Origin of the sequence: Salinicola endophyticus (genome assembly GCF_003206575.1) — a bacterium.
Taxonomy (GTDB): domain Bacteria; phylum Pseudomonadota; class Gammaproteobacteria; order Pseudomonadales; family Halomonadaceae; genus Salinicola; species Salinicola endophyticus.
The window spans coordinates 153,960-166,615 of record NZ_PZJO01000002.1; the positions used below are offsets into that span (position 1 = coordinate 153,960).

Annotated in this window: 16 protein-coding genes; 7 read left to right on the plus strand and 9 right to left on the minus strand. The window is 62.2% G+C overall.

Annotation, left to right across the window (positions count from 1 at the left end):
- Nucleotides 1-106 precede the first annotated feature (106 nt).
- From DOM66_RS03335 to DOM66_RS20070, 6 genes are all read right to left on the minus strand, one after another.
- Nucleotides 107-463, minus strand: coding sequence for a hypothetical protein (locus tag DOM66_RS03335; protein ID WP_157958974.1), 357 nt, complete (start codon nt 461-463; stop codon nt 107-109).
- 23 nt (nt 464-486) lie between these two features.
- Entirely contained in the window at nt 487-852 is a 366-nt protein-coding gene (locus DOM66_RS03340; RefSeq protein WP_110689249.1) for a D-Ala-D-Ala carboxypeptidase family metallohydrolase, read from the minus strand.
- A gap of 97 nt (nt 853-949) precedes the next feature.
- The gene (locus DOM66_RS19450; RefSeq protein WP_188115127.1) at nt 950-1,672 is read right to left on the minus strand and encodes a hypothetical protein; all 723 of its coding nucleotides are present in this window, start codon (nt 1,670-1,672) and stop codon (nt 950-952) included.
- On the minus strand, nt 1,650-2,042 hold the full coding sequence (locus DOM66_RS19455) for a hypothetical protein (protein ID WP_157958976.1): 393 nt from the start codon (nt 2,040-2,042) through the stop codon (nt 1,650-1,652). Before DOM66_RS19455 ends, DOM66_RS19450 begins: the two co-directional genes overlap by 23 nt.
- Before the next feature lie 104 nt (nt 2,043-2,146).
- Nucleotides 2,147-2,740, minus strand: a complete 594-nt coding sequence (locus tag DOM66_RS19460) for a hypothetical protein (protein ID WP_157958977.1) — start codon at nt 2,738-2,740, stop codon at nt 2,147-2,149.
- A 421-nt stretch (nt 2,741-3,161) separates the two neighbouring features.
- Nucleotides 3,162-3,293 (minus strand): zinc ribbon-containing protein, encoded by a 132-nt coding sequence (locus tag DOM66_RS20070; protein ID WP_110689251.1) that lies wholly within the window; start codon nt 3,291-3,293, stop codon nt 3,162-3,164.
- 1,122 nt (nt 3,294-4,415) lie between these two features.
- On the opposite strand from DOM66_RS20070, the gene DOM66_RS03365 reads away from it, so the two are divergent.
- On the plus strand, nt 4,416-4,694 hold the full coding sequence (locus DOM66_RS03365) for a hypothetical protein (protein WP_110689253.1): 279 nt from the start codon (nt 4,416-4,418) through the stop codon (nt 4,692-4,694).
- 8 nt (nt 4,695-4,702) lie between these two features.
- On the opposite strand, the gene DOM66_RS03370 is transcribed toward DOM66_RS03365, so the two are convergent.
- Nucleotides 4,703-5,092, minus strand: a complete 390-nt coding sequence (locus tag DOM66_RS03370) for an ester cyclase (protein WP_110689254.1) — start codon at nt 5,090-5,092, stop codon at nt 4,703-4,705.
- Nucleotides 5,093-5,324: 232 nt separating this feature from the next.
- On the opposite strand from DOM66_RS03370, the gene DOM66_RS03375 reads away from it, so the two are divergent.
- Together DOM66_RS03375 and DOM66_RS03380 are read left to right on the plus strand one after the other, a co-directional pair.
- Nucleotides 5,325-5,627 (plus strand): hypothetical protein, encoded by a 303-nt coding sequence (locus DOM66_RS03375; protein WP_110677713.1) that lies wholly within the window; start codon nt 5,325-5,327, stop codon nt 5,625-5,627.
- Nucleotides 5,628-5,817: 190 nt separating this feature from the next.
- Complete coding sequence (locus DOM66_RS03380; RefSeq protein ID WP_110677711.1) at nt 5,818-6,033, plus strand: hypothetical protein; 216 nt, start codon at nt 5,818-5,820, stop codon at nt 6,031-6,033.
- Between the two features lie 98 nt (nt 6,034-6,131).
- Here DOM66_RS03380 and DOM66_RS03385 read toward each other — a convergent pair whose 3' ends face one another.
- Together DOM66_RS03385 and DOM66_RS03390 are read right to left on the minus strand one after the other, a co-directional pair.
- Nucleotides 6,132-7,841 carry a potassium/proton antiporter gene (locus DOM66_RS03385; protein WP_110677709.1) on the minus strand — a complete coding sequence of 570 codons (1,710 nt, stop codon included), beginning with the start codon at nt 7,839-7,841 and terminating at the stop codon, nt 6,132-6,134.
- Between the two features lie 98 nt (nt 7,842-7,939).
- Complete coding sequence (locus tag DOM66_RS03390; protein ID WP_110689255.1) at nt 7,940-8,791, minus strand: phosphotransferase family protein; 852 nt, start codon at nt 8,789-8,791, stop codon at nt 7,940-7,942.
- A 219-nt stretch (nt 8,792-9,010) separates the two neighbouring features.
- On the opposite strand from DOM66_RS03390, the gene DOM66_RS03395 reads away from it, so the two are divergent.
- Genes DOM66_RS03395 through DOM66_RS03410 form a run of 4 tightly spaced genes read left to right on the plus strand, consistent with a single transcriptional unit; the run spans nt 9,011 to nt 12,581 of the window.
- The gene (locus DOM66_RS03395; protein WP_188115128.1) at nt 9,011-9,766 is read left to right on the plus strand and encodes an ABC transporter ATP-binding protein; all 756 of its coding nucleotides are present in this window, start codon (nt 9,011-9,013) and stop codon (nt 9,764-9,766) included.
- Complete coding sequence (locus DOM66_RS03400) at nt 9,759-10,568, plus strand: ABC transporter permease (protein ID WP_110689256.1); 810 nt, start codon at nt 9,759-9,761, stop codon at nt 10,566-10,568. The genes DOM66_RS03395 and DOM66_RS03400 overlap by 8 nt, the downstream gene beginning before the upstream one ends.
- Nucleotides 10,569-10,624: 56 nt before the next feature.
- On the plus strand, nt 10,625-11,650 hold the full coding sequence (locus tag DOM66_RS03405; protein WP_223161892.1) for an ABC transporter substrate-binding protein: 1,026 nt from the start codon (nt 10,625-10,627) through the stop codon (nt 11,648-11,650).
- Between the two features lie 37 nt (nt 11,651-11,687).
- Nucleotides 11,688-12,581, plus strand: a complete 894-nt coding sequence (locus DOM66_RS03410; protein ID WP_157958978.1) for a GIY-YIG nuclease family protein — start codon at nt 11,688-11,690, stop codon at nt 12,579-12,581.
- Nucleotides 12,582-12,656 lie beyond the last annotated feature (75 nt).

A 12,656-nucleotide genomic window follows, 5' to 3' on the forward strand; every position in this document is an offset into this window, starting at 1 on the left:
CATGGTCACTGCCCCGGCCGTTATCCCGCCGGTGGCTGGGCCGCCAAGGGCGGTGGCCACCGCCGGCGCCACTTTCGCGACCTGAGCCGCTGCGACTTCTAGTCGATCATGAGCCGCCCCTCCCGATCAGGTCGGTGATGATCTCGGAGCCCGCGGAGAGACAGGCGCCCAGGGCCACCAGCAGCACAGCACCGACCATCGACCAGCGCTGGGACGACACCTGGTGCCGACTATCGCCCGTCGATCCCGCGACAGCGGTGGCCAGCTCGAGGTCACGGATGCGCTGGGCGTGGTCGTCGAGGCGCCCTTCCTGCTTGCCCATCTCTGTGGCGTGGACGTTCTGGCGCTCTTCCATTCGCGTCAGGCGGTCCAGGATCTGGGTATTGATCGAGCGGAGATCGTCGATCGAGGTTTCGATGCGGTCGAGTTGCGACCCTTGCCTTGGCACTTCAGACATAGCCACGTGCGCTCCCAGTAGCCATGCGGCTACCGCATGTCCCAGCGGGCCGGGCCGCTGGTTCGTGTGTCGACGTGGGTGAACGTCCGGTACCGGCCGAGACTGGCCGACGGGTATTTGCTGGCGATCCAGTCGTGGACGGTGTCAGGCGAGACGCCCTGGACGGCGATGTCAGCAGCGCGGCCGAGCACATGCTGGCTGTGGGTAGCACCACCAATGGCGCGGTTGTGCTCGGGACAGCGGCAGCCGCTGTTGATTGTGACGGGGACGCCGAAGTGGTCGCGCACAGCCTGAACGATGGCCAGGGTACTCACGTCGACTGTGTCGAAGCCGCACCCGCAATGGCAGGCGAACTCGGCGCGACGGAAATGGGGGCTTACTTGAGAGATGTCCATGGTCCCTCTGTCTCCCGACAGTGGTTAGGAATGATGACGCCTCACGGCGTGGTATCTAACATCATACGGGAGACTCGCTTAGTCAGCGAAGGCGACGTCAATCAGAATTATCAAGTCCCAGCATTTCTCTGAACCTAACGATGCTAAAGCGAAGATTACTATCGCAAATTTCTCTCGACTCACTATCAGGTAGGGCGCCAAACCAAAATCGAAGGACCCCTGTATCCTCTTGTGTTAATAATGCATAATCTACTCCAGCAGCCGCGAGATCATCCAAACCCACTTGACGATTATGAATACAGAGCAAGGCGAATAGTTTTTCAAGCACATCCCCAAAACCAAGAAGGATTTTACTGTACTCAGCATCACTTACGCTAGCAACTTGCCCGGCGTAAAAAAACACCGCAGCCAAGCTGGAGACATTATCACTCGTCGCGTCGTAGCCAGATGATTGTCCGGAAGCAGGATTAGCAAGAGGATTAGCTGCCAAAAAGCGAGTTCTTGGATAGAAATTTGCCTCTGGAGATAATCGCAATTTAATTTGCGTGTGTTTGACCCCGGCGTCTTGACAAAGATCTTGCAACTCCATGCTCAGCCAACATACGGCTGAGGCACGCCTATCAACCACCGCCTCAACTCCATCTCGCCTGTAGTCTAAAATAAGCGAGTCTGCAAAGTCCTCAACATACTTCAAGCATTTCCGGTATCGCGATAATCTTTCCTGCTTTAGTGCTGTAGAGCCTATCACCCCCAACAAGAAATTATAGGAGATTAGCGGCTGACTGATAAGACCACTCTTAAAAATTAATTCTAGACTCATTGGAAATCAACTTTTCATCATAAATGCCAATGCAGTCTAAAAAACCTTGCCTCCGACTCAATTCTTTTTCTTTATTATCTTTTACAATTGCCTGAGTAATCAAACTCGCCGTTTGCTCCGAAGAATGAGCTCTAGAAAAAGTAGCACCTAAAGGTATTGCCAAGGCCATTAGTGCCAAATGAAACTTAAACTCAGAGTAGAAAAAATTAAACCCTTGCGGCGTTAGGTCCAACTGAAAAAGCAATCCGGCACACGCCGCCGAGACAACCATTAGGACCAAGCCCAGCGAAACCGGCACTAATATAAGCGCCCAAAACACCTTATGCTTCAGCAACCCTTTGCCAGGGTTAACACCAAAATTTCTTAACACTATTCATTCCTCGACGCATAAGAGCGAGCATATAAAATCAATCGAAAAACGATACGGCTTTGGACTTGTGGCACCAGAACCACACTGCATCACTCACTGGTGAGTTATTCAACCTGGTTATCGCAGAGTTCGTCGAGCACGCTTTTCGATTTCATCGACGCTCTCTCGCGCTTGGAGCGACTAACCGTACTAGCCTGATGCAAAATATGGGCCTTTAATTTATTGGTGCCAGCCAGAAGACTTTTTCTCAAAGCGTTAGCATAGCCTCCGAAAGGGTCCGTCTGTAGTGCAGCGCTTTCTGGCTGTCCAGCAAAAGCCTCAATTAACCCTTCAGTTTCAGCAACTGCCAAGAGTATATTTTCGGCCAGGCCAGTGTGTCTTGGGCTGTGGATCTCGATGAGAGTATAGAGGTCGTCCGCCCATGACTGGAGCTGTCCCTCTCCAAGCTTCAAGGCGATCTTTTTGGCCGCATTTAATCCTTCGCTATCAGTTGCTTTCGAAATTGACCACAGTACTTCTCCGCTCAGGTTGGCGATATTTCGGTTTAATGTTAAGCACTGTTCCAACTTGGCCTGTCGCGTCTGCTGTCGACTGACAGCGCTAGCCCCCAAGTACGCAAGCGCTCCGCCGACCACAGCCCCTACTGCTGCCCCTGCCCCGTTGGCGAGAAACTGTGCCCAGAACGCCTCATCGGCCACTGAATGCCCCCTTCCGCTTGTCTAGGTACGCGCTTGCCGTTCTTGGAAGTAGGCATCGCGCTTCCGCTTGGCAGCCTTCCTGGACCATAGGCCTGCCAACAGCGGCAAACCCATCAGCACAAGCAAACCAACCGCCATGCCGAGTCCTCCACCCATCATATTCAAACCGTGGGTGGTGCCTGATCCGCTGAGGCCTGAGAAAAGGCCAAAGATGCCAAGAATCACTAGCGCGGCTGCCGCCATGCCGCACCTGTCTGGCGTAAGCTCGAGAATGACCCGATGCTTCGCCTTATCGAACGCGTTCTTTACTATCTTCATTCTGCAAACTAGGTCTCAGAGACGCCAGTCACGATCATATGCCAGCGCCCCACGGAACGAAACGGCACACCGTACCGTGTGCCGTACCGTCGTACCGTTTGGCTCAATCAAACTCGGTCCCATGACACCTGGGGCATGGCGGAAGCGTGTCCGTCGGATCATCCAAATGCACACGCTCACCACAGCTGCGACATGTATAGGTACCGACTCCTGGTTTCTCTCCGGTCGTGGGCATAACAGGTCTCCTACGTAGTGTGATTTTAGTTTTACCGCAGGGCTACGATTACACGTTGATAACGATTCAAGCAATGGGGGATCACTGCTGTTGCGCGTGATCCTTATCTTACAACTTTAGTCAGACTCGATATCAGCTGATGCGACCTCAATCCACCTCTCTGTCTCCGCCTTCCGATTTACCTCCGGCGGCTCCAGGATCACACGGCGCACGTACTCGCCACGGTCATCCGGCAGCACGCCGGCGGCGACAAGCCCATCTTCCAGTTGCTTTAGGCTCAAGCTGTAGTTGCTGGTGTCCCTGCGCCGGACGTCCTTGCCCAGCCTCGGACGAAAGGTGAGGTCCACCGGCACGACGGCACGGCCGATACCGGCACGGCGTACCGCGTTGCGCACAGCAGGTGGCAGGCGTCTACCTCGCGCTTCCGGGCCGTCCAGTGCTGCCGGGTGTTGGTGCTGCTGGCGATATACGGCACGAACAGAACGATCGGCTCCATCACTTCCCCCCGATCAGGCCGCGGCGGGCCAACTGCTGGACGGTCAGGAGAATGGCCTGGTCGAGCCGGGCGCGCCGTTGCTCCCGCGTCATGCCCGGGCCGTTGTCGATCTCGTGGTGACAGTCGGGGCAAATAGCGGCTGTGAGGCAGTCATCGACCTTCCTGCCATACCCTTGCCCTCGTTGCGATGTGCCGCCTGTATGCCCCCCCCGCACAGAACGCACTGATCGAGTCCGTGGACGGCTTTGAGCCACTTGCGGTCGCGGTGGACGGCTCGACGCTGGGCGAGCATCAGGCCGCTTCCTTGACCATCTCATCTGCCATCGCCTCGACCTCTTCCTCGGTGCAGCCCGGCCAATAGATGCGAGCGATGTGGCCGCACAGCGCCGAGACAAACATCGCGGCTGCCGATACTCGGGCGCCCCGACACACGGGACCTCCTCGCAAGCCGCCCTCCTGATTCGGCCAACAACTGAGCCGCCGATTGACGATACGCAGGGGATCGGGGGATGTGCAACAAAAGACCAACGAGCTATTGGCAGCGCAAAATCCCAGTGTAATGCTCCAGAAGCACCCAGAAGAAGCGCTATAAAACCTACACGCAGGGAAGCAAGATGAAACCGCTAATGATCGCCATGCTGATGAGCATGGTCGTGACCATCACGGCTTTTGCCGCAGAGCCCAGCACCGAGCCCCAGCCCCCTCAGGTATTCACCCAAGAGATTGCCTTCGAGGGCACGTGCCCGGCCGTCGCCCCAGAATTCTCCACGCTCAGCGCGGATAATGGGCAACTGCTGGCACAGGGCTGCTGCAAGGTGTGTCGCAAGGGCAAAGCCTGTGGCAACAGCTGCATCAGCAGGAACTACACCTATCATCGGCCACCGGGCTGTGCCTGCGACGGGTGACTTTCCCCCTACCCCAGTTGCGCTTCGATCGCGCTCTTGTCGATCACCGACTGGACACTGACGATCTTGCCGTCGTGGCAGATGTAGAAGACGTTCTCAGCGAAGCGAACCCGCCGGCCATCGACCGCCAGGCCAAGGAAGGTGCCTTGTGGAGTGCAGTCGAATGCCAACCGGGCAGCGATGCGCGGTGGTTCGACCACCAGTAGCTCGATGGTGAAATACAGATCCGGAATGGTCGCGAAATCCTGCTCCAGCATCTCGCGATAGCCGGCGAGTCCCAGCAGGCGGCCGTTGTGGGTCACCGCTTCGTGGACAAAGCGACCCAGCGCGTCCCAGGCCTGGCGGTTCAGGCAGTCGATATAGCCGAGGTAGAGATCGGCAAAGTCGTCTCGGTGCATCGTCGGGCTCCGTTGTGTCACAGCCGCGTAGCGGGGGGTGAGTCGGCCGCCCACGCAGTCTGTCATGGGCCCTGCGGCGATGGCGAGTCGACGCCTCGGGCTGGCAGCGGCGCCTGTCGGAGCTGGCGCAGACGTCACGAGTCGCTTTACGAACAAGCGCTTGACTCGTGAATTCTGGTAACAAAGCGCGCCAAGAGTGCTACGCTTCTGAGCAGTTCCCGGTGAAGCCTCCATGTGCCGTCTGCTATCCCTCATTCTGATCTGCTGCCTGCTGGCCGGCTGCGTGTCGGCGGTGCCGCGCGTGAGTGCGACGAATTTCCTCAGGGATAGCCGTACCTGTGAGCGCCAGACGCATCAGATCGCCGGCGAGCCAGAGTACCAGGCGTGCATGGGCAGGCTGGGCTGGCCGGACCCACAGACCCAGAGTGCGCGAATCCAGAGCGACCTCAGCAACGCCAATCGCGACCAGGACTTGCTCAACGAGGCGGTCAACGGGTTACAGTTCGGGTTGCAGTGGGATCTCGATCCCGACTAGGGCTGTGGCATATGCCGTCAGTTGATCACCGCCGGCCATGACGCCAAACGGTCATCTGCAGGCGTTAGGCTGACATGGGGCAAGCCTGCCCAATGGCGGAGAGTACGTCCCCATACCGCGAAATCGCCCCCTATACAGCGAAATCGAGTGAGCTACGCTGAACGTCCATCTCTTGCGCGAGGATTCCATCATGGCCGAGCCTTTCATCGAAGTGCGAAAGACCCTCAAGCCGGGAAGCCACAATCAGGTCTCCTACGAAGTCTTCGACGGCGATACCGGCGGCAGCCTGGGCTACTTCGACGAGGAGTCACAGGCCCAGCATCGCGCTGCGCGCATGAACGGCATGATCGAGCGCGAGACCGGCAAGCGGCTGAACCGCCCGTCGCTGGATGCCGAGGTCGAGTAGGCCGCCGCCAGCCCTATTCATTCAACAAGCGCTTACCAGACGAAGACCCGGNNCCGGGTCTTCGTCTGTCTGGCTTTCCCTGATGGCGTGCCTGACGGTCATTGATAGAGCCTGAGGCCGACTCGGGTCACCCGGTTACCCTCCATCTCGCTGACCACCCAGTGAAAGCCGTGCCAATCGACGTCGTCGCCCACCACCGGGTGACCACCGACACGCAGCGCCACGAACTCGCCCAGCGTCATCTCCTGTTCGCCTGGACTGAGGGTGAGACCGTAGGCGTTGGCCACGTCCTGCATCAACGCCTCGCCGTCGAGCGAGAAGGTCCCGAAGAAGGCGCGCTCGCGTTTGAGTTTGGACTCGCCATTGAACAGCCGATTCAGGGAAGGCAGATCGCCGGTGCGCCCGATCAGGCAGATCACGTCCCCCAGTCGCAGCCGGGTACTGCCCTTGGGATGGAGCATGGCGTGCTGGCGGAAGATGGCCGAGATCAAGGTGCCCGAGGGCAGTCGCAGCAGCCGAATGGGCGCATCGTCCAGTGACTCGTTCTCGACCTTGTAGACGAACATCTCGTAGTCGTTCTCCGGCAACACGCCGAGCTGGCCACGACGGTCCGGCGTCGTGGTCTCGGGTAGCGCCACGCGCATCCAGTGGGCGAATCGCGCCAGGGTCGACCCCTGCAGCAGCAGAGAGATCAGGACCACGAAGAAGGCCACGTTGAAGTAGAGCGCCGAGTTCTCGACACCGCTGATCACCGGGAAGATCGCCAGTACGATGGGCACGGCGCCGCGCAGGCCGACCCAGGAGATGAAGCACAGTTCGCGCCAGCGGAAGTTGAAGAACGGTACCAGCGACACGAGCACCGCGACCGGACGCGCCACCAGAATCAGCGCAATCCCCAGGATCATGCTAGGCACGGCGTAGTTGATCATCTCCGATGGGGTAACCAGCATGCCCAGTACCAGGAACAGCCCGATCTGACTCAGCCAGGCAAGACCGTCATGGACCGGCAGGATGTGCGTCAGATGACGTCCGGGCTGGTTACCGATCATCAGCCCGGTGAGATAGATCGCGAGGAAGCCGCTGCCACCGATGATGCTGGTAGCACCGAAGATACAGAACCCCAGCGCCAGGGCCAGCAGCGAGTAGAGCCCCGGCGCCAGATCGAGCCAGCGCAGCAGCTTGGCCGAGACCCAGCCGCCGCCAAGGCCGATCGCCAACCCCACGCCAAACTGCAGCACGAAACGCATCAGCGTCTCGCTGATTCCGCTCACACCACCGGTCAGCATCTCCGCCAGGGTGATGGTGAGAAAGATCGCCATCGGGTCGTTGGTCCCCGACTCGATCTCCAGGGTGGCACCGACACGTTCGTTGAGATTGACGCCCTGCCCCTTGAGCATCGAGAAGACCGCGGCGGCGTCGGTGGAGCCGACGATCGCACCGACCAGCAGCCCTTCGATCGGAGTGAGGTCGAGCAGCCACATTGCCAGCAGGCCAATGATGCCACTGGTGAGAAACACCCCGATGGTGGCCAGCGACAGCGCCGGTTTGAGACCTACGCGGAAGGTCTGGAAGCGCGTGCGCAGGCCACCATCCAACAGGATCATGGCGAGCGCCAGATGGCCGATCAGAAAGGCTTGCGAGTAGTCGTCGAAATGCAGGCCGAGCACGCCCTCCTCTCCCGCGAGCATGCCCAGCCCGAGGAAAAGCAACAGCAGCGGCACGCCGATCCGGGAGGAGACCCGGCTGGCGAGAATGCTCAGCGCGATCAGCGCGCCGCAAACGAGAAACAAGCTATTGATCGAGTCCACGAGACTATCGTCGGTATCCGTTCCCAAAGATTCAGTATGCCATGTCGTTACCCGATTGCGCGGGGAAGCGCACTGAATTTTTTATCCTTTTCATATGCCTAGAGCCAATGGGGATGTGCCTGGAGCGTCACGCTCTGTGGCCCCAGCACGCCGAGGGCCAGGATGACCGCGCGCATGCCGGCGCGATAGCGGTCGAGCGGCGGCAGATGCTCGGCGCCGTAGGCGTCGACGAAGGCCTCACGCTGTGCCGCGCCCTCGAGTATCAGCTCGAGCAGACACAGATCGAACTCCAGTGGCGCCCATACCAGTGCCTCCCAGTCGGCCCAGTAGCCATCCAGTCCGCCGCGCAGGAACTGGTCCGGGCGCAGGTCGGGCAGACTCCAGACCGCACGGCTGGGCAGCGGCCAGGCGAGATCGGCCAGCTGTGCGGCGTCGAGGCCGCTGTGGCTGGAGACGAAGGCCCATGCCGCCTGCGGCCAGGCATCGAGAGGATGGACCTCGCCAGCCGGGTGCCCCCATCCCGGTAGCGTGTCGCGATGCAGTCGCCGTAGTTGCCGACCCAACTGGCCTGCGAAGGCAGTATCCATCCGCGCCGCCGGCGCCTGGCGCCAGGGCAGACTCCACAGTGGCGCGCCCTGGAGCCGGCCCAGCCAGGTCAGCGGCAGCGGCGCCAGCGGCAGGTGCTGGGGCAACGAACCTGCCAGCGCCGGCAGTTCATGGGCATGGCGCCAGCGGTCGACACCGAACAGATCACGCATGCCGCGCCAGAACGGATCGTCTTCGGCACCGGTACGGGCCAGCTTGTAGAGCTTGGGCGAGAGCTCCTCACTGCGCCACAGCCAGTTGGCGCTATCGGCAAAGCGCAGCGGCAGCGGCGTCAGCGGTACGCCGGCGTAGAGCGACACGCGGCGCGTCAGTTCGGCATCGGCGATGGGCGGAACATCTGACAAGATCGCGACTCCCCGTCGGGTTCAGAGTATCGGACCGAAGGTGGGCAGCGGCGCCCAGGCGGCGTACAATCGGCGCTCACTGGATAGGGGTGCCCGCCGGCCGGGCTGAGAGTGCAGCGCACAACCCTGGAACCTGAACCGGTTAGCACCGGCGGAGGAAAGGCCAGCCTGCCCGCGCATGACGCCCCCGCCGTTGCAGCCCCCTTCATGGGAGTGGTCATGTCACCACCCGGGCTGGACATTCGCCGCGCCTCGCTCACCTTCGGCGCCCGCCCATTGTTCCACGATCTCGCCGTCGAATTCGACGCCGGCAGCTGGACCTGCCTGCTCGGGCGCAGCGGCTGCGGCAAGAGTTCGCTGCTGCGCATGATTGCTGGCCTCGCCCTGCCCGACCGCCACCGCATCGAGTGCACGACCAGCGACGGGCTGCCGCTGCAGGGGCGCCTGGCGTGGATGTCACAGCAGGACCTGCTGGTGCCGTGGCTGCGGGTCATCGGCAACGTGATGCTGGGCACCAGGTGGCGCGGCAGATGGGCCGGCCCGACGGCATCGGAAGCGCGTGAGCGGGCGCTGGCGCTGCTGTCACGTGTGGGCCTGGCAGACAAGGCCGATGCCTGGCCGGCGGCACTCTCCGGCGGCCAGCGCCAGCGTGTGGCGCTGGCACGTACGCTATACGAGGATGCCGGGGTGGTGCTGATGGATGAGCCCTTCTCCGCGGTCGACGCCATCACCCGGCTAGAGCTCCACGACCTGGCCAGCGAACTGCTCGCCTCGCGCACCGTGATCATGGTCACCCACGACCCGCTGGAGGCGCTGCGGCTCGCCGACCACCTGCTGGTGCTGCAGGGCGAGCCAGCCCGCGCAGTGCCGATGGCGGCACCGACAGGTCGGCGGCCGCGGGCGCTGGATGATCCTCAGCTGCTGGCGCATCAGGCCGAGCTGGTGGCCCTGCTGCGGGAGCCGGCACATGTCTGACTCGACCGCACTGCACGCGGCCCGGCCCGGTCTCATAGGCAAACTCCACGGCCCCACCCGGGCGCTGCTGGCACTGATACTGCTGATCGCCGCCTGGCAGGCGGTCATCACCCTCACAGGGGTACCGCGCTACATTCTGCCTTCGCCGCTGGCGGTGGCACGGGCGCTGGTCGAACAGCGCGCACTGCTGGCCCACAATGCCCTGGTCACCGCGACCGAAATCCTCGGCGGCTTCATCGGCGGCGTGCTGCTGGGGCTGGCCACGGCCCTGTCACTGGCGCGCTTCCGCCCCCTGCGCCGCACCCTGCTGCCACTGCTGCTGATCAGCCAGGCGATACCGCTGTTCGCGCTGGCGCCGATCCTGATGCTATGGCTGGGCTACGGCCTGTGGCCCAAGATCCTGATGGCGATGCTGATCATCTACTTTCCGGTCGCCTCCACCGGCTACGATGGCCTGCGTCAGACTCCCCAGGGGTGGCTAGACCTGGCCACCACCTTCGGTCTGTCGCGGCGCCAGACGCTGCTGCGGGTTCAACTGCCGGCGGCGCTGCCGTCACTCGCCTCGGGACTGCGCATGGCCGCCAGCGCGGCACCGATCGGCGCGGTGATCGGGGAATGGGTCGGCGCCAGCCAGGGCTTGGGCTATCTGATGCTCAACGCCAACGCCCGCCTGCAGATCGATGTGATGTTCGCGGCCCTGGTGGTCCTGGTGGCCTTCGCGCTGGCGCTCTATTTCGGTATCGACGCAGCAATTCGCGCGGCGATGCCCTGGCATCGCGATCGCCTGGAGGCCAGTGCGTGACGCTCCTGGATGACGATCACACGCCGACAATAACCACACCCAGAGGGAACCTGCGTATGTCCACGCTATCTCGAACCACTCCTGCCACACTCGGACCACATCGCCCGGCGCTGGCCGGCCTGATCCTGCTGATATTGGCCGCGCTGCTGCCGCTCCGCACCCTGGCCGATGACGAGGCGCTGGCACCACCCCAGATGATTCCGCTGAGCGTGATGCTCGACTGGTACCCGAATCCGGTCCATGCGCCGATCCTGGTGGCCAAGCAGCTCGGGCTGTTCGCCAAGCGCGGGCTGGATGTCGACATTCAGTCGCCGGCGGACCCCAGCGTGCCGCCCAAGCTGGTCGCCGCCGGGCGCATCGACCTGGCCATCAGCTATCAGCCGCAGTTGCATCTGCAGGTCGACCAGGGGCTGCCGGTGGTACGTATCGGCACGCTGATCGCCACCCCGCTCAATGCGCTGCTGGTGCGCGCCGACAGCGGTATCGACGACCTCTCCCAGCTCGCCGGCAAGAAGATCGGCTACTCGGTGGGCGGCGTCGAAGAGGTGCTGTTGGCGGCGATGCTCGAGCACCACGGGCTGACGCTGGACGACGTCGAGATGGTCAATGTCAACTTCTCGCTGACGCCGGCGCTGATCAGCCAGAAAGTGGATGCGGTCACCGGCGCCTTCCGCAACTTCGAGCCGGCGCAGATGAAGCAGGAAGGGGTCGAGGGCAAGCCCTTCTATATCGAGGAGGAAGGCGTTCCCACCTACGACGAGCTGATCTTCGTCGCCAATCGCGACACCCTGAACCAGCATCGCGACGCCTACCGCCGCTTCATGGACGCGATCGGCGAGGCCACCGCCTGGATCATCAACCATCCGGATGAGGGCTGGCAGCGCTTCATCGCCTATGACCCGTCGCTGGATACCCCGCTCAACAAGGCGGCCTGGAACGCCACCCTGCCGCGTTTCGCGCTGCGCCCGGCAGCGCTGGACGTCAAGCGCTACCGCGACTTCGAGGCCTTCCTGCTCGAGCGCGGCCAGATCAAGAGCCAGAGCCCGATCTCGCGCCTGGCGGTCGATCTCAACGCACCCTGAGTCAGAATCGGCTACTGTGGGGAGCATGAGCTCCCCCATGCCTCTCTACGACCCGCGACGCGACCCCGCCGAGTCGCTGCCCAGTACCGGTATCGGTGCCCTCGATGCCCTGCCGTCACGTACCGGCGTCTACGTCTTTTTCGGTCAAAACGACCTGCCGCTCTACGTGGGCAAGAGTCTCGACATCCGTACCCGGGTGCGCACCCACGTGCGCGACCCCGCTTCCGGGCGTCACCGCCACATGATCGAGCAGACCCGGCGCATCGCCTGGATTCTGACCAGCGGAGACCTCGGTGCACAGCTGCTCGAGGCGGATCTGATCAAGCGCTGGGTGCCGCTCTACAACCGCCAGCTGCGTCGCCGTGTCAGGCTGATCAGTTGGGACTGGCCGGAAGGTGATGCACGCCCCGAGCTGAGCGATGGCCAGTGGGTGGTCACCGCGCGCTCGCGCTTCTATGGGCTGTTCCGCAATCGCCATACCGCGCGCAGTACACTCAAGGATATCGCCACCGAGCAGGCTCTGTGCCTGCAGGTCCTGGGGCTGGAGAGGGGGCGCGGGCGCTGCTTCGGCTATCAGCTGGGACGCTGCCAAGGCGCCTGCTGCGGCGAAGAGAGTCTGGAGAGCCATGCTCGACGGGCCAAGGCGGCGATGGAACGGCTGCGGATCGAGAACTGGCCGTGGCCGGGTCGGGTCGCATTTCGCGAACACAGTGACAGCGGCGACGTCGCGCTGCACGTGGTCGACCATTGGCACTACCAAGGCAGTGTCAGCGATCTGCACCAGCTCGAGGTACTACCCGACAACCGCGGTTTCGATATCGACACCTACCGGATTCTCAACCGCTTCCTCGCCGCCCAACCCGACAATCTCGACGTCATTCCCGTGGAGGGCGAGATGATCGACGAAGGCGAGACGGACGGCAGCGATTGAGCGCCACCGAATGGAGCATCGCCGCATCCACGTCAACGGCGAAGCAGACAGTGGCGGTCCAGGGCTCAAACGGTG